Source organism: Nocardia jiangsuensis (assembly GCF_042650385.1).
GTDB classification, from domain to species: Bacteria; Actinomycetota; Actinomycetes; order Mycobacteriales; family Mycobacteriaceae; genus Nocardia; species Nocardia jiangsuensis.
The window spans coordinates 519,099-537,717 of the sequence record NZ_JBHSAX010000019.1 but is presented as its reverse complement, the minus strand read 5'-3'; the positions used below and the strand labels follow the sequence as shown (position 1 = coordinate 537,717).

Below are 18,619 nucleotides of genomic sequence, written 5' to 3'. Positions count from 1 at the left end.
GGACGGTGCTTGTCCATGCCTTTTTCGTCCGACGTAGACACCGTTTGGCCGAATGGTGACCTCCCGGTTTGATGCGCATATCGCAATGCCACGATTCTGGATTCGAATCTGTGTCGAGGTCGCCCACCGGACCGCTGGCATTCGGGGCGGCGAGTTCGGCTCCTAGTCCGGGGACCGGAGGAAGCTGCGCACGACCGCGGCGGCGCGCAGCTGCCACAGCGACTCGAGCCGGGTGAGGTCGAGGCCGAGGAGCCGACCGGCCTTGTCCAGCCGGTTGCGCACCGTGTTCGGGTGGACGCCGAGTGCCCCGCCCGTGGCCGAGCGGCCGTGCTCCTGCCGCAGGTACTCGAGCACGGTGTCGAGCAGCTCGGGGTGCCCGTCGAGCGGGGTCAGCAGGCGGGCGAGGTGATCCCGGCCGGGGCCGGGGCGGGTGAGCTGGTATTCGAGGGCGAGGTCGTCGGCGCCGAACACGCCCGGTCCGGCGCGCACCCGCACCGCGAGTTCGAGCAGTTCGTGGGCCAGTTCGGCGCGGGCGGGGATGGTGTGGAAGGTGGCGGGCACCCAGGTGGCCAGGAGCGGGCCGGTGATCAGGTCGGGCCGGGCCCCCGGGATCAGAATCGTGCCGCCGCGGCGGGTGAGGACGGCGGGGACCGGCTGCTCGCACGCCGCGACGATGCGGTCGTGCGCGGCGCGGATCGGATCGTCGCCCGGCTCGGTGTCCGCGGTGGTCGCGAGGGCGCAGACGAGGTAGTGCTCGGTGACGGGCTCGCCGTGCTCGCGCAGCACGCGGAGCGAGAAGCGGTCCCAGCGGCGGGCACTCACGGGCTGGTCGCCGCCGCGAGGCAGGCGTCCCGGATCGCGGCGGGATCGTCCGCGTCGGAGGTCGATATCCGGGCGAATCGCAGGCCGGGGCTGCGGTCGCCGAGTTCCCGGTACCCGGCGCGCAGGGTCTCCAGGTGGGCGATGTTCTCGTGGGTCTCCCGTTGGCCGCCGCGCAGGGCGAGGCGCCGCGCCGCCTCGGCGGGGGGCGTGTCCAGCCACAGCACCCGGTCCGGGAGCGTGGTGCGGTAGGTCTGCGCGAGGCGGGCGACGGCCGCTTCGGTTCCGGTGCCGAGGATCGCGACGAGCTCGTCGAGCACGGTCGTGAGGTCGCCGCCGATGCCGACGCGGTCCTGTTCGAGGGTTTGCCAGCGGCGCAGCGCGGCCGTCGCGCCGGGGAGCCGCTGCTCGGCGCGGTCCAGCACGGCGGTGCTGCCGGGGGCCGCGCGGCGGGCGAGGCGGGCGTAGAGCGGGGCGTAGACGAGGGTCTCGATGATCGGGTGCCGTTCGCAGACCAGGACCTCGGGCCGGTAGGTGCGCAGCAGGAAGTCCTCCACCGGGCCGTAGAGGGTCATCCGCAGGTACAGCGTGGCGGCTTTCACGACGGGGTTGCCGAGCGCGTCGGCGGCCTCCCCGACGGCGGCGAGTTTGCGGGAGAGGTCGTGCAGCGGGCCGTCGCCGTTGTGGTGCAGGTCCGGGCAGCTGACGGTGAGCAGGCGGTCGTCGCTGAACTCGTGCCGCAGCCGGGCGATGAGCGAGGATTTGCCGCAGCCGTCGATGCCGACCACGGCGATGCGGGCGGTCACCGGCCGGCCGCCGCGGTGATGGCGTCGAGCATGGTCCGGGTGAGCACCTCCGGGGCGGTGGTGGCGTCGAGCTCGATCCAGCCGAGTTCGGTGCCGAGCCGGTCCAGTTCGGCGTGGCTGCGCCGCTGGAATTCGAGGAAGCGGGCGGCGTCGCCGTAGCCGCTCTCGTAGTCGCTGCGGTCGGCGCGGCGGGCGAGCGCGACCTCCGGGGTGACGCGCAGGTGGAAGGTGAGCGCGGGCGGTGGGAAGGCGGCGGTCGCGGCGCGCAGGGTGGCCGGGTCACCGCCGTGCGCGATCTCGGTGGCGAAGTACTTGTACCAGTAGGCGTTCAGCAGCAAGATGCGCGGTTCGCGCGCCAGCGCCAGGTCGAGCCCGGCGTGCAGGGCGTGGAAGAGGAAGTGCGCGCGGGCGTTCGGGCCGAGCACGCTCAGGTAGGCGAGGACGGCGGCGCGGTCGGCGAAGGGCAGCCGCGCGCCGAGCACCGGGTCGGCGAGGGCGTCCCAGATTCCGGCGGCGGCGGTGTCGAAGCCGTCGGCGGTCAGGGCCGCGGTGAGGGCGTCGAGCTGGGTGCTCTTGCCGGAGGCGTCGCCGCCGGCGACGCAGACCAGCAGCGGGGGCTCAGGCGGGGTCATCGAGCCGCTCCACCAGGCCGGAGCCGCCGTCCAGCCGGACGGTCTCGCCGTCGCGGATGGTCGACATCAGCCCGGGCACGCCGACCACGGCCGGGATGCCGAGTTCGCGGGCGAGCACCGCGGAGTGCGACAGGGTGCTGCCGCGTTCGATGAGCAGCCCCTTCACACTCGGGAACAACGGCCCCCAGCCGGGATCGGTGCGCAGCGCGGCCATGATGGTGCCGCGCACGTCGAGGTCGTCGTCGGGGCTGCGCACCACGCGGATCGGGCCCTGCACGATGCCGGGCCAGCAGCCGGTGCCGCGCAGGGTGCGGCCGTCGCCGACGGGCTCGGCGGCGGCCGCGGTCGGGGTCAGGACGTCGGGCGGGCCGGTGGTCTCGAACTGGTTCGGTGGCTCGGTGTGTTCGTAGCGGGCGAACTCGGCGATCCGGGTGCGGGCCAGCGCGGCCAGGTCGGTGGTCATGGAGCGGCCCTCGGCGAAGCCCTGGATCTCCTCCATGGTCAGGTAGAAGACGTGGCGCGGCTCGTCGAGGCGGCCCGCGGCGCAGAGCACCTCGCCGACCCGCAGGTAGACCGAGCGGCCGACGCCGACGATGCGGGTGCGGGTGAGCCGCATGCGTTCCCGGTCGCGGACCGCGGTGCGGGCCTTGCGCAGCACCCCGGCCAGCTTGTCGCGGCGGCCGCGGGGCAGCGCGTCCAGGATCTCGCGCTCGAAGGCCGCCCGGCGCAGGCTGTGGTCGCGTTCGAGTGCGTCGGCGTCGATGGCGTCGTCGCGGACGTAGTTGCGCAGGACGGTGCCGATGAAGGAGGGGTCCTGGCGCAGCGAGACCGTCTCCAGCTTCTGTTCGCCCATGCAGCGGTCGCCGTAGCGGTCGAGGTAGGCGTCGAGCTCCGCGGCGACGGCGGGGGCGGCACCGCGCACGGCGTCCAGGCCGGTGCGGGGGTCGCCGGTGTAGAGCGCGGCGCGCAACTCGGGGGCGCGGCGGATGGCGGCGGCCAGCCGCATCAGGATCAGCGTCGGCTGCAGTGATTCCACCGCCTCCTCGGAGGCGAGCAGCCCGGCCACCGTCTCCTCCGAGCCGCCCGCGGCGGCCAGGATGCGCCTGGCCCGGCCCGCCTGGTTGCTCAGGTAGAGGTCGTTGAGGATCTGCACGGCCCAGCGGTCGAACAGGTTCAGGCCGCGTTCGGCGAGGTCCAGGAGCTGGTCCAGCTCGGTGGCGGTGTCCAGGTCGCGGCGGATGCGCTCGACCTCGGCGCCGACCTCGCGCTGGAACCGCTCGACCAGCCTGCCCCGGTTCAGCATCCGCCAGCCGAGCACCACGAACACCGGGGCCAGCTGCGGGATGGCGGCGAGCCGCTCGGCGGGGCCCGCGTGGATGCCCTCGATGAAGTCGACCGGGTGCTCGACACCGATCATGCGCTCGACGTCGTCCTTGTTGCGGTCGAAGAACGGGGCGAGGCGCAGCACCCGGTACCAGTTGTTGATGTTGTAGTAGACCCGGCCGGAGACCAGCCCGACCATGTTGCGCAGCACCTTGTCGTTGGCGGCGATGGTCCGGTCGCCGACGCCGATCAGGTGCAGCGTCTCGCGGAAGATCACCTCGTAGACCTTGGCCGCCCAGGAGAAGGTGAGCGGGGTGGTGACGCCGTTGAAGCTCTCCTGGATATTGCTGTTGTCCCACACCGTGCGCCAGGAGCCGAGCGCGGCCACCGCGGTGATCGGGCGGGTCTGCAGGACGACGAGCTCGCCGGCGCGGAAGGTCCACTCGATGTCCTGCGGGCCGCCGAGGGCGTCGGCGATCCTGACCCCCTCGCGCACCAGGTCGGCGGTCTGCTCCGGGCTCAGGCAGCGGATCCGGCGCCGCGGCTCGGCGACCACGCGCTGCTCGGCACCGCCGGCATCGGCGCGGCCGTACTCGATGTCCTTGTCGGCGACGGTCACCGACACCTCGGTGCCGTCGTGGCCGACGGTGAACTCGTCGGTGGCGCAGGCCCCGCTCACCACGCCCTCGCCGGTCCCCCAGCAGGCGCTGATCACCGCCCGGTCGGTGGCGCCGGTGACGGGGTCGGTGGTGAACAGGACGCCGGAGACCTCGCCGTCGACCATGTCCTGGATGATCACCGCGACCGCGGACGCGGCGTCGGTGCCGGTGTAGTGCAGGGCGCGCGGGCTGAAGGCGGAGGCCCAGCAGCGGCGCACGGCGTCGAGCACCTGGTCGGTGCCGGTGAGGTAGAGGAAGGATTCGTAGATGCCCGCGTAGGAGCGGTCGGCGCCGTCCTCGCCGACGGCCGAGCTGCGCACCGCGACGCGCCCGCGCCCGCGCACGGCCTCCTCGATCTCGGCCGCGAGCGCGGGATCGACCGGAGTGGCACGGATCTCGGCGCGCAGGCGTTCGGCCGCTTCGGCGCGGGCGGGGCCGTCCGCGGAGTCGAGGAGCTGCCGGTGCAGCTCGGGCAGCTCGCCGCGGGTCAGGTGGGCGGTGAAGCCCTCGGTGCCGAGCACCACCCAGGCGGGCACCTGGGCGCCGACGCGGGCCAGCCGGGCCAGCCCGGCCGCCTTGCCGCCCGCCCAGCCGGTGTCGCCGTCGGTGACAGATGTGCCGGCACGCAGCACGGATACGTCGGTTCGCTGATTCATTCGACCCTCATCGCTTCGATGATGTTGACGGTGGAGACGTGCCACGCGGCGGGCAGCGCGCCGAGCAGGCAGAGCAGGAGCGCGCCGAGCGCCAGCGCGTAGGCGCCGGGGACCGGCGCGAAGGCGACGTCGACGTTCCACGCGCGGGAGGAGGCGAGGTCGGCGACGACCTGCTGCACCGAGCCGAACGCCAGCCCGAGCACCCCGCCCACCACGGCGAGCCCGGCCGCCTCGGCGAGCACCGTCGCGACGGCGAACCGGCGGGCGGCGCCGATGGCGCGCAGCACGCCGATCTCGCGGCGCCGCTCGAGCACCGAGAGCAGCAGCGTGTTCAGCAGCGCGACCGCGGCGATGATCGTGACGATGATCCAGATGAGGTGGTTCAGGCTGGTGGCCTGGTCGAGCGCGGCGGCGAAGCCGCGCACCGCCGCGTCGCCGCTGTGGACGTGGACGCCGGGCGGGACCGCACCGCGGACCTGGTCGAGTGCGGCGCCGGGGTCGGCGCCGGGCGCGAGTCCCAGTTGCAGGGCGGCGGTGCCGGTGTCGCCGAACCACTGCTGCACGAGCGGGAGGCCGAGTGCCAGTGCGCCGTTCAGGGCGGAGAAGAAGGCGACCTCGGCGAGGATCGGGACCGCGTGGGCGCCGGTGGGGCTCGGGACCGTGAGGGTGTCGCCCACCTCGAGCGACAGTGCGTCGGCGAGGTCGCGGGAGACGACGGCGCCCGCACCGTCCAGGACGCGGCGCGCCACCTCGGGGCCCGCGGCGTCCAGCAGGGCGTTCGCCGAGCCCGGGGCGACGCCGTAGGCGAGGGCGCGCTGTTCGCCCAGGTCGACGTAGGTCGCCTGGTCGGCGACGACCGTGGAGATCGAGGGCAGCGCGCGCAGCCGGTCGGCGGTGTCCGCGGGGAGCCGGGGGCCGGTGGGGAAGGTTCCGGCCGGGGTGGTCGAGACCCAGATGTCGGCGCCGCGCAGCACCTCGAAGGACTTCTCGGTCGAGGTCACCGCGTTGCTGTTGCCCGCGCTGATCGCGAAGCTGGCCGCGACCGCGACGGCGACCGTCATCAGCGTCGCCCAGGAGCGTTTCGGCGAGCGGCGGATGGTCTCGGCGGCGAGCGCGCCCGCGCCGCCGCACCGGTTCGCGACGGCGGCCGCCGCGCGCACCAGCGCCGCGCCGACGGCGAAGCCCGCCGCGATCTCGGCGGCGAACATGGTCGAGATGCCGCCGTTGGCGAGGATGCCGGGCTGTCCGGTCGCGACCAGCACCGCCGCCACGGCCAGCACCGCGGCGAGCACGGCCGCGCCGATCCGCGCCGCGGGCCGAACGCGGTCGGCCGGGGAGACCCCGACCGGGGCCAGCGCCTCCACCGGCGACACCCGGTAGACCTGCCGCGCCGCCAGTGCCGCTGCGGCCACGCAGACGGCGACCGCCGCGACCACGGCGAGCGGGATCGTCCACCACGGCACCGCGAATTCGATGCGGGCGGAGACGGATTGCAGGAATATGTCCGGAAGTCGACCAACCGCGGCGCGGCCGAGCAGCAGCCCGAGCGCGGCACCCGCCAGCGCGCCGAACAGCGCGGAGACGGCGGTTTCGGCGAGCAGGTCGGCGACGATGCTCCGGCGGGTCGCGCCGAGCGCGCGGAGCATGGCGATCCGCTGCCGCCGACCGGCGATCGCCAGCCCCATCGCGGTGTAGATGAGGAAGGCGGCGACCAGGAACGACATTCCGGCGGCGGAGACGGAGACGAAGCGGATGAGCTGGACGCCGTTGCTCGCCGCGGCGCGGTGGGCCGCGGGCTCGCCCACGCCGGCTCGGCCGGCGACCGCGGCGGTGACGTCGCGGCGCAGGGCGGCGGGGTCGGTGCCCGGCTCGGCCACGATCAGGACGGAGTCGATGCGATCGCCGCGGCCTGCGGCGCGCTGCGCCAGCGGGAGCGGCGCGAGCAGGAACCGGCCGCCGTCGAAGCGCTCGACGCCGTCGAGCACGGCGGCGACGGTGACCCCGGTGTCCTGCAGGGCGATGCTCTCCCCCGCCGCGAAACCGGTGTTCGGGCCCGCCAGTACCCCGTCCGGGGTGGCGGGCAGGATCCGCAGGTGGTCCTGCAGCGGGCTGTGCAGCGCGGTCGCGGTGGCGTCGGTGCCGATCAGCAGGGCGGTGCCGCGCGCGGTGGTGACCGGGGTCTGCACCAGCGGGACCGCCGCCGCGACACCGGGGACCGCGGCGACCTCGGTGCGCAGCGCCGCGGGGATCCCGGCGCCGGAGAATGCCGAGACCTCCAGCGCGGCGTCGCCGGTGGTGCCGCCGGCGAAGTCGTCGAGGGAGCGGTCGATCGAGCCGATGATCGAGAGCACGGTGACCAGCAGCGCGGTCGAGACCGCGACCACCGCGCCGGAGGTGAGCGCGCGGGCGCGGTGCGCGGACCACTCCCGGACGCCGAAGACCCACCAGCGGTTCAGCGCCGACCTCACGGCGCCTCGCGGCCGGTGTCGTCGGCGACCCGGCCGTCCCGCAGCGTCACCACGCGGTCGGTGCCCGCGGCGGCCTGCTGGTCGTGGGTGACCATGACGACCGCGCGCTGCCGGTCGCCGTCGTGGGCGAGCCGGGCCAGCAGCGCCATGAGCTCGTCGCCCGCGTGGGTGTCGAGGTTGCCGCTCGGCTCGTCGGCCAGCACGATCGGCGGGTCGAGCATGAGCGCGCGGGCCACCGCGACCCGCTGCATCTGGCCGCCGGAGAGCTGGGCGGGGCGGTGCTCGGCGCGGTCGGCCAGCCCGACGGTGTCGAGCAGGTCGACCGCGCGGGCGCGGGCGCCGCGCAGGGTGCCGCCGTCGAGCAGCGACGGCAGCGCGACGTTCTCCCAGGCGCTCAGCGTGGGGAGCAGGTTGAAGAACTGGAAGACGAAGCCGATCGTGTGGCGCCGGAACGCGGCCTGCCGCTGTTCGCCGAGCCCGTCGACCGGCTCCCCCCGGAAGACGACGCTGCCGCTGTCCGGGGCGTCCAGCGTGCCGAGCAGGTGCAGCAGCGTGCTCTTGCCGGAGCCGGACGGCCCGACGACCGCGGTGAAGGTGCCCGCGTCGAAGCGCAGGCTGACCCGGTCCAGTGCGCGCACCTCCCTGCCGCCGACGGTGTAGGACTTGCTCACCTCGCTCAGCTCGAGCACCGCACCACCTCGTCGACGGAGGCCAGCGGCGCGCCGAGATAGCCGCTCTCGGTGCAGAAGTCGAGCAGGGTGCGCAGGTAGGCGGGGCCGGTGTCGGGTGGTGGGGTGCCGAGCAGCGCGGCGGTGTTCGCGGTGTCGAAGCTGCGTCGGGCGTCGAAGTAGCCGGTGTACTGGGCGCCGATGCGCAGGTAGTACTCGCGCTCGAGGTCGCCGAGGTCGGCGAGCACGAAGGCCGACCTGGGGACGAAGCGGGCCACCTCGAAGGACGGGTACTCGGCGAGCACCTCCGACATGCCGCGCAGTGACAGCGGGTCGGCGCCGACCGCGTGGAAGGTGCGGCGCTCGGCGAAGCCGGTGACGGCGGCGACCACGGTGTCGGCGACGAAGTCGACCGGGGCCAGCGAGAGCGTGGCGTCGTAGCGGCCGGGCAGGGTGCGCAGCTTGCCCTCCACGATCAGCTTCACCACGGTGTAGAGGTTCTTGTAGTCGCGGATGGCGCCGCTGCCGGTGTAGCCGGTGACGATGCCGGGGCGCACGATCGACCAGCGCAGCCCCTCGGTGTTCCGGACGTGGGTCTCGGCGTCGAACTTGCTGCGCTCGTAGCCGTTTCCGAACCCGTACGCGTCGCTGAGGTCGTCCTCGGCGATCGTGCCCTCGCGGCGGCCGCAGACGTAGGCGGTGCTCACGTACACCAGCGGGACGTCCAGCTCGCGGGCCAGCGCGCAGGCGTTGGCGGTGCCCGCGACATTCAGTTCGTCGTAGTCGCGCTGCGGCGCGGTGAAATCGGTGGTGGCGGCGCAGTGCACGATCGCCCCGACCCGGCCGGACAGGGCGCTCGCGTCCAGGCCGAACCCCGGCGCGCGCACGTCACCCCGCACGGCGGTGACCGGCGCGCCCGGGTCGTCGGCGAAGGCGGTCGCGGGCAGCCGGTTCCCGGCGCAGTCCACGATGCCGGGGGTGCGGTGGGTGAGCGCGACGACGTGCCGTTCGCGCCGGTGCAGCCGGGCGGCCACCTCGGCGCCGACCAGCCCGCCCGCGCCGGTGAGCAGCACGGCGGTCATCGGCGCTCCCCCGCCGCCGCGCCGCGGACCAGCCCGACGACGTCACCGACCCGCAGGATGTCGGCCAGATCCTCGGGGTTCTGCCTGGGCAGGGCGAAGACGCGCTCCAGGGCGACGGTCAGCTCCATGAGCCGGATGGAGTCGAAGCCGAGGTCGTCGATCAGGCGTTCGTCGTCGCGCACGTGCTGCGGGGTGTCGGGGGCCATGCGGGCGATGAGGGCGCGGACGGGTTCCGCGATGGCGTCGTCGGTCATCGGTCGATCTCTCCGTTCGGGTCGGTGCCGCGCTGGTGCGGCTGGGCGCCACCGGAGGCGAGCAGGTCCTGGACCTCGTCGATCGGCAGCTCGGTGTCCAGGTAGGCCGCGAGCCGCAGCCAGTCGTAGGTGATCCGCAGGGTGGCGCGCCACTGCTCGTGTGAATCGAAGGAGGCGGGGAAGGCCAGGTCGGCGGTGGAGCGGACGGTGTCGACGAGGTCGTCGAGGACGGCGAGCCCGACATTCTGCGGCGCGGCGGACGGTCCGGCGAAGCCGACCCGCGCCGCGGCGTCCACCCGGGCGAGCAGCCGGTCGCGGTCGGGCAGACCGGCGGGCACGAGCCGCTCGAGGGTGGCCAGCGGGGCCACGTCCGGGGGCAGCGGGCTGATGCCGAGGGTGCACAGCAGCAGCCGCACCGCGCCCTTGAGCAGCCGGTCCGCGGCGGCCTCCGCCACCCGGGCCTGGCCCTGGCCGAGCGCGCCGACCAGGTCCTCGCGGGCGTTCTCCACGATCACGTTGGACCAGACCAGTGCCGAGGCGCACTCGGTGAAGCGGGTGGCGGGCAGCGGGCTCAGCGTCACCGGCCTGCCGTCGGCCCTGGTGCCGCCGCCGATGCCGAGCACCGGGCTGGTCGGGCACGGGGCGAGGGTGGAGGGGCCGAGTGGTTTCACCATCGCGACGGCGGGCCGGATCGCGGACCCGCGGCCCCAGCGCATTCCGACCAGGCCGAGGCGGACGAATTCGGCGAGTTCGGCGTGCAGTGGCTCCGGGCCGCGCGCGAGCACCTCGGGTACCGAGCGGCCGAAGACCACGCCGCGCCAGGCTCTGGCGGCGCGGTCGGAGAGGACCAGCACGTCGGAGCGGCCGCGCACGACGTGGATGCGGCCGTCGATGGGCCAGGTCGTCACGCCGTCGACGCGGGTGAGCACCACCTGCGCGGGGTCGTCGGCAACCGCGACTCCCAGTTCGGCGGCGAACGCCAGCGCGGGGGCGAGCGCAGGAGCGGGGGCGAGCTCGGGGCCGAGCTCCGACGCCGACGCGGGAGCGTGCTCGCCGCCCGTGCGCAGGGCGCGGAGCTGCTCGAAGTAACGCTCGGCGAGCGCGTCCGCGCCGAGCCGGTCGAGCTGCGGGCCCAGCCACTTGCTCTCCAGGTAGGTCTCGCCACGCTCGGCGAGGTACCCCTTGACCGCCTGCAGCAGCCCGTCGGCCGCCCAGCCCGCGGCGGTGCCGTGGTCGCGCAGCGCGGCCATGGCCACCGCCTGGCGCAGCGACTGGGTCGCGCGCGCCGACCACCAGCGGGCCAGCACCCGGCTCAGCTCGGGGAAGGGCAGCGCCTGCCGCAGTCCGGCGATGTCGGCCGCGCCGGGGCGCACGACCGCCGCCCTGGCGAAACGCTGGCAGCGGTTGAGCAGGTCCTGGTCCAGGTCGAGCAGGGCGGCGCCGGTGACGTCCTCGTCCAGGGCCGCCTTGCGGACGAGGTCGAGCTGCGCGCGCAGCTCGACCTCCGAGCGGGTGCGCACCTCGACCCGGCGCCCGCCGAGGAACAGCACCGACGGCATCACCGGGGTCGGCTCCGCGCCGGGCGAGACCGCGAGGAAGTCGATATCGGAGCCCTCGTTGCCGAACCCCTCCGCGATCGAGCCCTCCAGCAGGACCGTCGCCGCCGCGGGCACCTCGACCGCCGCGAGCGCCTGCTCCAGCAGCCGGGTCAGTTCGGCGTCGCCGAGCCGGGACAGGGAGGCGCGCCGCTCGTCGAACACCGGGGCGGAATCGGTCTCGGCCGCGTCGGTTCCGTTGTCGCGGTACAGCTCCCACATGAGCCTGCGCCGCGGCTTGCCGCTGGAGGTGCGCCGGATCAACCCGCGCTCCCCGGTGACGACGACGCAGTCGCGGGCGGGGCCGAGTTCGGCGCGCAGCGCCTTGCGGGCGGCGTCCGTCCAGTCGCCGGGGGCGTGCTCGGCGAAGAGCACGACACCCTGGTTCGCGCCCGCCTCCGGCATCGCGACCGCGGCGAAGGTGTGCTTGGGCAGCCCGGTCTCGCGGGCGATCCTGGCGTCGAGGTCCTCCATGAAGACCGAGCGGCCGCGCACCTTGAGGCTGGAGCCCATCCGGCCGAGTACGTAGAGCTGGCCGCCGCGCAGGAATCCCGCGTCGCCGGTCCACAGCTCGCCGCCGGTGAAGCGGGTGCCTGCGGCCGACTCCTGGTCGGTGCCGTGGTAGCCGGTGGCGACCGAGGCGCCGCTGAGCACCACCTCGCCGAGCACGCCCGGGGGCAGGTCGCCGCCGTCGGTGCCCGCGATGCGCACCGCGACCGCGGCGGCCGGGCCGCCGAGCCCGACCAGCCAGCCGCCCCCCGACAGCGGCTGGCCCCGGTACGGGGTCTCGGCGACGACCGCGACGGCCTCGCCGAAACGGGTTGCGGCGCTGTCGATCCGTACCGCGATCGGGGTGTCGCCGGAGCGGGTGATGGTGGCCATGAGCGTGGATTCGGCCAGCCCGTAGGCGGGGCGCAGCGCGGCCGGGTCGTAACCGGCCCCGGCCAGCAGGGCGGTGAAGGCGCCGACGTGCTCGACGTCGACCGGTTCGGCGCCGGTGATCAGCGAGCGCAGGCCGGACAGGTCCAGGTCGGCGAGCTCATCGGGCCGGACCCGGCGCGCGGTGTGACCGAGGCCGAACGACGGCGCGACGGCGTGCTGGGCCCGCGCCATGGCCCGCACCCAGCGCAGCGGCTCGCGGATGAACTGGTCGGGGCGCATCAGGTAGAGCTCGCCCTGGCCCGCGATGGTGGCGATGACCGCCCCGACCAGCCCCATGTCGTGGTAGAGCGGGAGCCAGGAGACGGTGGCGTCGCCGGGGCGCCAGCCGATCGAGTCGGTGATGTAGGCGACGTTCGCGGCGAGGTTCCGCCAGCTGATCGGCACCCCCCTCGGCGCACCCGACGAGCCGGAGGTGAACTGGACCAGCGCGCGATCGGTACTCGCCGGCCCGTGGGCGCGGGCAGCAGCCGCGACGGGGTCCGCCGGGTTCTCCGGCAGGCTTGCCGGGGAGCCCGCCGTGGCCGCGCCGTCACCCGCCGGGTTCTCCGGAGAGCCCGCTGGGTCCGCACCGTCACTCGAGGTGTCCTTCGGCAGGGTCACCGGGGTGCCCGCCACCCCGGAGTCCGCCATGGCCGCGCCGATCGGCCCGCGCAACTGCTCGGTGGTGACGACCAGCCGCGGGGCGGCCCGGGTGAACTGCGCGCGCAGGTGCTCGCCGTACTCCCCGCCCGCACCGAAGACCGGCGGCGCCACCATGGTCACCGTCGCCCCGCTCGACCACACCGCGAACATGGTGGCGATGCAGCGCATCTCGGTCGGCAGCACCACGCACACCCCGTCGCCCGCGCGCAGCCCGGCGGCGGCGAGCAGGGCGGCGACGGCGCGCACGTCGGCGGCGAGCTCGGGGTAGGCCCGCCTGGTCCAGTCGCCGTCGTCGCCGGCGAGCCGCACCCCGCCCGCCGGATCCGGGTCGTCGAGCCAGCCGCAGATGGCCTGGTAGTCGTCGGAGGGCACGAGTTCTCGCTTCCTGTCGTCGGGGTTCGCGGGCACGGGCGTCACACCCGCTCGGCCAGGAACTCGGTCAGCGTGTCGGGGGTGCAGTGCTCGAACAGGTCGACCACGCTCAGCTCGGGCAGGCCGAGCCGGGCGCGCAGCCGCTCGCCGACCTGCAGCACCATGGCCGAGGTGCCGCCCGCGTCGAAGAAGCGGGTGGAGCCGTCGAATTCGGTGCTGCCGAGCACTTCGCTCCACACCTCGGCCACCACGGCGTCCAGCCCGGCATCGCCGCGGTCGTCCGGCCGGGCGGCGGGCGCGGTGTCGCGGTCGGCGGCGTGCAGCCGGGTCAGCGCCGCGGCGTCGAGTTTGCCGTTGGCGTTCACCGGCAGCACCGGGACGACCAGGTAGCGGTCGGGGTGGAAGGCGCGGGGCAGCAGCGGATGCAGCCGTTCACGGACGGTCGCGAGATCGCCGTCCCGGTTCAGGACGAGGAAGCACACGAGTTCGGCGGTGAGCCCGTCCCCGGCCACCAGCACGTGCGCGTTCGCGACCAGCCCCGTCCGGTGCAGGGCGCGCTCGACCTCGCCGGGCTCGAGGCGGTGGCCGCGGATCTTGACCTGGGCGTCCATCCGGCCGGCGACGACGAACTGCCCGTCCGCGCCGAGCGTGCCGCGGTCGCCGGAGAGATAACCGGGCACCCCGTCGATCTCGACGATCCGCGCGCGGGTCGGCCCGTCGTCCCCGAGATACCCCCGCATGAGCCCGGGACCGCTGATCACGAGCTGGCCGGGGACGCCGCGGGGCAGCACCCGGTGCGCGGCGTCGACAACGGCCATCCCGGTATCGGCGAAAGGCCTGCCGATGACCGACTGCTCCGGCGGCCGGGCCGGAACGCGGAACGCGGTGTGATACATGGTGGTCTCGGTGATGCCGTAGCAGTTCATGACCGCCACGTCGGGACGGGCGGCGACGAACCCGGCGACGCTGCCGTACTCCAGCCGCTCCCCGCACAGCAGCACGTGGCGCAGGCAGGCGAGCTCCCGCAGCCGGGGCCCGTGCATGGCGAACGCCGACGGCGTCTGCGACACCACCGCCACCCGGTGCCGCTCCAGGAACGCGCCGAGCGCGGCCGGGTCGCGCTTGACCTCGGCGCCCGGAACACACACCGCGCCACCGGAGAACAGCGCGCCGAAGGTCTCGACGATGGAGATGTCGAACGACATCGAGTGGAACAGCAGCCAGCGCGCCGCCCCGATGCCGGTGGCCTGCCGCAGGCCGTCGAAGAAGCGGACCGCGGCGTCGTGGCCGATCCGCACGCCCTTCGGGGTGCCGGTCGTGCCGGAGGTGAAGATGATGTAGGCGAGATCGTCCGGACCGGGGCCTGCGCCCGATGCGGGCGCGGGCGGCAGCCGCTCGGGCATCGCCACGGTGCGCACACCGACTTCCGGCAGGGGGTCGCCACCCGGTGCGCGGCGGCTCACGCCGACCTGTTCGGCCGGGCTGGGCTCCGGGCCGGTGACGAAGGTGATTCCGGGGCAGGCCGCCGCGATCTGGGCGACCCGGGCCGGTGCGGCCGCCACGTCGATCGGCACGTAGACCTTGCCCGCCTTGAATACCCCGAGCATGGTGGCCACCAGCCGCACCGACGGCGCGATCGTGACGCCGACCAGCGCGCCGGGGACGTGCGCGCGCAGCCAGGCGGCGACGGCGTCGGAGAGCGCGTCCAGCTCGGCGTAGCTCAGCCGGTCGTCGTCGGTGCGGACTGCCGTCGCCTCGGGATCGCGGGCCACCGCGGTCGCGAACTCCTCGGCCATGCTGCGCCTCGGGAAGGCGGTGGCCGGGTCGACCCGGGCGACGAGATCGCCTTCGGCCCAGCTGATCTCACCGAGCCGCAGCTGCTCCGGATCGGCGACGGCCTGGTGCAGTACGTGCCGGTAGAGCGCTCCGACATCGGCCTCGGGCAGCTGGTCGGCGCGCTGGACGAGCAGCGCGGGCTCGTCCGCGCCGACCTCGACGGTCACCGAGAGCGGGTGCTGCAGGTAGCGGCGGTCCACGTGCAGCGCGGCTCCCGCCACGCCGTCCACGACCGCGGCCAGCGGGCGCGGGTACAGGGTGAAGGCGACCGAGGGCTGGGTGGCGTCCATGGCCTCGGAGCCGATCAGGCTGCGGGAGAACTCCGAGAACGGCAGCTGCTCGAACTCGAGCAGCCCGCGCAGCTGGACCTCGGTGCGCGCGCAGAGCTCGGCGAAGCCGATCTCCGGGCGCAGGTCGAATCGGATCGGCAGGGCGTTGACCCGCACGCCGCGGGTGCTCGCCGAGCCCGCCCCCGAGCGGCGATTGGACATCGGGGTGGAGACGACGACGGTGTCGGTCCCCGCCAGACAGCCTGCGGTGAGCGCCAGCGCCGCCAGCAGCACCGTGTAGCGGCGCACGCCCAGCGCGGCCCCGGCCGACCCGGCGCGGTCGTAATCCGCGCGCGGCAGCGGCTCGCGCCGGATGCCGCCGGTGATCCGGCCGTGGGGGTCGCGGTCGCGCCAGCCCTCGACGCGCAGGTCGTCGAGCCCGGCGAGCACGGCACCGAAGTGCCGCACGGCGTCGGCGCGGCTCGGGGCCTGCGGCTCGGCGGCATCGGCGGGTGAGCCGGGGTCGGGGCTGGTGTAGCCGGGGTCGGCGTAGCGGGCGGCGAAGTCGGCGAGGAGGTTGTAGAAGCCGAAGCCGTCGGAGAGCACGTGCGCACCGGCGAAGAGGAAGTAGGCGTCGTCGCAGGTGGTGGCGATCTCCGCGCGGTAGAGCGGGGCGATCGCCGGGTCGAAGACACTGTCGCCGAGCCGCCCCGCCTCGGCCTGGATGGCGGCGAGGTCGGGATAGCGGGTGACCGGGACCGGTGCCCGCACATCGGCCGGGGTCACGACGACATCGCCGCTGCCGGTGAGTGTGAAGGTCTCGGTGAAGGCGCGATTGCCGTGCAGGATCGCCGCGACGGCGGCGGCGAACCGGACCGGGTCGGTCCCGGCGGGCAGCCGGGAGAGCAGCGCCCAGTTCTGCGCCGGGTCGGCGGGGCGCAGCGCGGCGGCGAGCACCAGGTGCCGCTGGATCGGGGATGCGGGTCTCATGCAATGGTCCTTCTCGTGCGCAGCGCCCGCTCGAGCAGCTCGGCCGCCGCCGCGCGACAGGGCTGCTCGGTGAAGACGGTGTAGTGGTCGCCGGGAGTGTCGAAGGTCTGCACATCCGCACAGGTCCAGCGGGACCAGTCGATGCCGGCGGCGGGGTCGATGCCGACGGCACGGGCCCGGGCCGCGGTGAGCGGGATCTCGGCGCGGAGCACGGTGATCGGCACCGAGATCGGGGCCGCGGGCCGGTAGGCGCGCAGCGCCTTCGTGTTGGTCAGCCACAGCGATTCGAAGGCGGCGAGGACGCCGGCCGGGTCGGTGCCGGGCAGCTCCGCGGCGGCGGTGCGCGCGATCGCGCCGACCTCGCGGCTCAGCGCCTCCGGGTCGACCGGCTCCGCCCCGAAGGCCTGCGGCGGGAAGGAATCGATGAGCACCAGCCGGGCCGGTGGCGTGCCGTCGGCCTCGAGCTGCCTCGCCACCTCGAAGGCGACATTGCCGCCGAAGGAGTACCCGCCGAGCACCAGCTCCGGGGTGACGGCGCCGCGGGCGCGCAGGGTGCGCACGCAGGCCGCCGCGATCTCCTCGACGGTGTGCGCACCGCGCACCGCGCGGAACGCCGCCATGGTCAGCCGCGGCGCCGCGCGCTGGAGCGCGGTGTAGCCGAAGTTGGTGCCGCCCGCAGGCGGGTACAGGTAGATCTGCGGCTCGCCCGTGCCGAGGACGAGCAGGTCGTTGCCGGGGGGCGGCGTCTGCTGGGCGCGCGCCTGCCCGGCCAGGATGGCGGCCAGCTCACCGATCCGGGAGACGCCGTCCAGCGCGTCGAAGTCGACCCGGAAGCCGATGCTGTCGGTGAGCGTGCCGACCAGCGCGACCAGCGTCATGGACTCCCCGCCCGCGGCGAAGAAGTCGGTGTCCTCGTCCGCCGCGCCGCCCATCTCGGCCACGGCCAGCCGCACGAACAGGGCGTGCGCGTCGTCCGTGCGGGCGGGTGTGGGCGGCGCCAGCAGCGGCAGGCTGTGACGATCCGGGTTCAGCGGGCTCGGCGGGAGCCAGATGCGCTGTCCGGCAGCGGGTTCGGGGTCGGCGGTGCCGGCCTCCAGCGCAGACCGGGCGGCCACCGACCCGGTCGCGCCGGAGACTGCCGGCTCGAGCGCGAGCTGCTCGGCCAGTTCGGCGGCGGAGACCGCCGACCCCGACCAGACGTGCTCGTGACGGACCCGGCGATCCAGCGTGGCGGCGATGTCGCGCACCGCCGGCTCCGGGTTCGCCCGCAGGTACTCGGCCAGCCGCTGCCGGTACTCGCGCAGCCCGTCCGCCGAGCGGGCCGAGACGACCACCGGGACCGGCCCCCCTTCGGCCGGTCCCGGCGCGGTCGCCTCGGCCCGCCGCAATACGACGTGCCCATTGGTGCCGCCCATGCCGAACGAGCTGACGGCGGCGTACTCGAGATCGGGCGCCCGCACCGGCTCGGTGGCGAAGGCGAACCGCGAATCGGCCAGCGGGACGGCCGGATTGGGCGCGGTGAACGCGGGCTGCGGGAAGATCGTTCCCCCGCGCAGCACCAGCACCGCCTTCAGCAGCCCGATCATGCCCGCGGCGACGTCGAGGTGGCCGTACCCGGCCTTCGCCGCGCCGAGGTAGCAGCGCCGCGCCGCAGGATCCGCGTACGCGCGGGAAAGCGCGCGGAACTCGATCGGATCACCGAGCGGCGTTCCCGTGCCATGCGTTTCGAGGTAGCCGACCTCACCGGGGGTGATCCCCGCCCGGTCCAGCGCGGCCGCGAGCACGTCCTGCTGCCCGCCGGCCGCGGGCGCGCTGTACGCCATCCGCTGCGCGCCGTCGTTGTTGATCGCCGAACCCGCGATCACCGCGAGCACGGGATCGCCGTCCGCCCGCGCGTCGGCGAGCCGCCGCACCACCACGACCCCGCCGCCGCTCCCGCGCACGGTGCCGTCGGCGGCCGCGTCGAAGGGCCGTGAGCGCCCGGTGGCCGAGAGGATCCCGCCCGCCTCGTGCAGGTACCCCTGCCCCTGCGGGAAGGCCAGCGATGCCGCTCCCACGATCGCGGTGTCGGCGTCGCCGAAGGCCAGCCCCAGGCACGCCTGGTGCAGCGCGACCAGCGAACTCGAACACGCGCTCTGCACGGTGAGCGCCGGGCCGGTGCAGCCGAGCCGGTAGGCGATGCGGCTGGCCAGGAAGTCGCGGTCGTTGCCGAGCAGCGCGCGGTAGTCGACCCGGGCCGGGCCCGGCTCCGCCGCGGCCACCCGGCCGTGCAGCCAGGTCGACGTCGATGCCGTCGCGTAGACCCCGACGCGGGTGCCGGCGCGCGCGATCCCGGTGGAATCCATGGCTTCGTGGGCCAGCCGGAGCAGCAACCGCTGCTGCGGGTCGGTCCAGCGCGCCTCGGTGGCGGTCATTCCGAAGAACTCGCGGTCGAACAGCTCCGCCCCGGGCAGCACCGAGGCGACCGGCACCTCGTTGTCGTCGGCGAGCACGCGCGGCACCGGGCCGAAATGCGTGGCGCCCGCGAGCAGATCGGCGCGGAAGCGATCCAGGTCGGCGACGCCGGGCAGCGCGAGCGCCGCCCCGACGATGGCGAAGGGCTCCAC

At 74.8% G+C, this 18,619-nt stretch carries 11 protein-coding genes and 2 pseudogenes; all 13 read right to left on the bottom strand.

Annotated features, from left to right (window positions below; genetic code table 11):
- Positions 1 to 162: 162 nt before the first annotated feature.
- Entirely contained in the window at positions 163 to 822 is a 660-nt protein-coding gene (locus ACFO0B_RS25605) for a PucR family transcriptional regulator (RefSeq protein WP_378615126.1), read from the bottom strand.
- Positions 819 to 1,625, bottom strand: coding sequence for a hypothetical protein (locus tag ACFO0B_RS25600; RefSeq protein ID WP_378615125.1), 807 nt, complete (start codon positions 1,623 to 1,625; stop codon positions 819 to 821). Before ACFO0B_RS25600 ends, ACFO0B_RS25605 begins: the two co-directional genes overlap by 4 nt.
- Positions 1,622 to 2,257 (bottom strand): hypothetical protein, encoded by a 636-nt coding sequence (locus ACFO0B_RS25595; protein WP_378615124.1) that lies wholly within the window; start codon positions 2,255 to 2,257, stop codon positions 1,622 to 1,624. The genes ACFO0B_RS25600 and ACFO0B_RS25595 overlap by 4 nt, the downstream gene beginning before the upstream one ends.
- A complete protein-coding gene (locus tag ACFO0B_RS25590; RefSeq protein ID WP_378615123.1) occupies positions 2,244 to 4,895 on the bottom strand; it encodes a phosphoenolpyruvate synthase in 2,652 nt (883 codons plus the stop codon). Before ACFO0B_RS25590 ends, ACFO0B_RS25595 begins: the two co-directional genes overlap by 14 nt.
- Positions 4,892 to 7,363: an ABC transporter permease gene (locus ACFO0B_RS25585; RefSeq protein WP_378615122.1), complete on the bottom strand. Its 2,472-nt coding sequence runs from the start codon at positions 7,361 to 7,363 to the stop codon at positions 4,892 to 4,894. The genes ACFO0B_RS25590 and ACFO0B_RS25585 overlap by 4 nt, the downstream gene beginning before the upstream one ends.
- Positions 7,360 to 8,052, bottom strand: a complete 693-nt coding sequence (locus ACFO0B_RS25580; protein WP_378615121.1) for an ABC transporter ATP-binding protein — start codon at positions 8,050 to 8,052, stop codon at positions 7,360 to 7,362. The genes ACFO0B_RS25585 and ACFO0B_RS25580 overlap by 4 nt, the downstream gene beginning before the upstream one ends.
- On the bottom strand, positions 8,040 to 9,113 hold the full coding sequence (locus ACFO0B_RS25575; RefSeq protein ID WP_378615120.1) for an SDR family oxidoreductase: 1,074 nt from the start codon (positions 9,111 to 9,113) through the stop codon (positions 8,040 to 8,042). The genes ACFO0B_RS25580 and ACFO0B_RS25575 overlap by 13 nt, the downstream gene beginning before the upstream one ends.
- Positions 9,110 to 9,367 (bottom strand): acyl carrier protein, encoded by a 258-nt coding sequence (locus ACFO0B_RS25570; protein WP_233018091.1) that lies wholly within the window; start codon positions 9,365 to 9,367, stop codon positions 9,110 to 9,112. Before ACFO0B_RS25570 ends, ACFO0B_RS25575 begins: the two co-directional genes overlap by 4 nt.
- Positions 9,364 to 12,918 carry a DUF6001 family protein gene (locus ACFO0B_RS25565; RefSeq protein WP_378615119.1) on the bottom strand — a complete coding sequence of 1,185 codons (3,555 nt, stop codon included), beginning with the start codon at positions 12,916 to 12,918 and terminating at the stop codon, positions 9,364 to 9,366. Before ACFO0B_RS25565 ends, ACFO0B_RS25570 begins: the two co-directional genes overlap by 4 nt.
- 41 nt (positions 12,919 to 12,959) lie before the next feature.
- Entirely contained in the window at positions 12,960 to 13,157 is a 198-nt protein-coding gene (locus ACFO0B_RS31560; protein ID WP_449289805.1) for an acyl carrier protein, read from the bottom strand.
- A gap of 336 nt (positions 13,158 to 13,493) precedes the next feature.
- Positions 13,494 to 14,642, bottom strand: a pseudogene (locus ACFO0B_RS31555) (AMP-binding protein); the annotation flags it as partial.
- A 417-nt stretch (positions 14,643 to 15,059) separates the two neighbouring features.
- A pseudogene (locus tag ACFO0B_RS31550) lies at positions 15,060 to 16,013 on the bottom strand (condensation domain-containing protein); the annotation flags it as partial.
- Positions 16,010 to 18,619, bottom strand: a complete 2,610-nt coding sequence (locus tag ACFO0B_RS25555) for a beta-ketoacyl synthase N-terminal-like domain-containing protein (RefSeq protein WP_378615117.1) — start codon at positions 18,617 to 18,619, stop codon at positions 16,010 to 16,012. The pseudogene ACFO0B_RS31550 and the gene ACFO0B_RS25555, both read right to left, overlap by 4 nt.

Excerpts from the sequence above, each read along its gene's own strand:
- ACFO0B_RS25590 (WP_378615123.1), bottom strand. The coding sequence starts at position 4,895 with ATGAATCAGCGAACCGACGTATCCGTGCTGCGTGCCGGCACATCTGTC.
- ACFO0B_RS25595 (WP_378615124.1), bottom strand. The coding sequence starts at position 2,257 with ATGACCCCGCCTGAGCCCCCGCTGCTGGTCTGCGTCGCCGGCGGCGAC.
- ACFO0B_RS25575 (WP_378615120.1), bottom strand. The coding sequence starts at position 9,113 with ATGACCGCCGTGCTGCTCACCGGCGCGGGCGGGCTGGTCGGCGCCGAG.
- ACFO0B_RS25570 (WP_233018091.1), bottom strand. The coding sequence starts at position 9,367 with ATGACCGACGACGCCATCGCGGAACCCGTCCGCGCCCTCATCGCCCGC.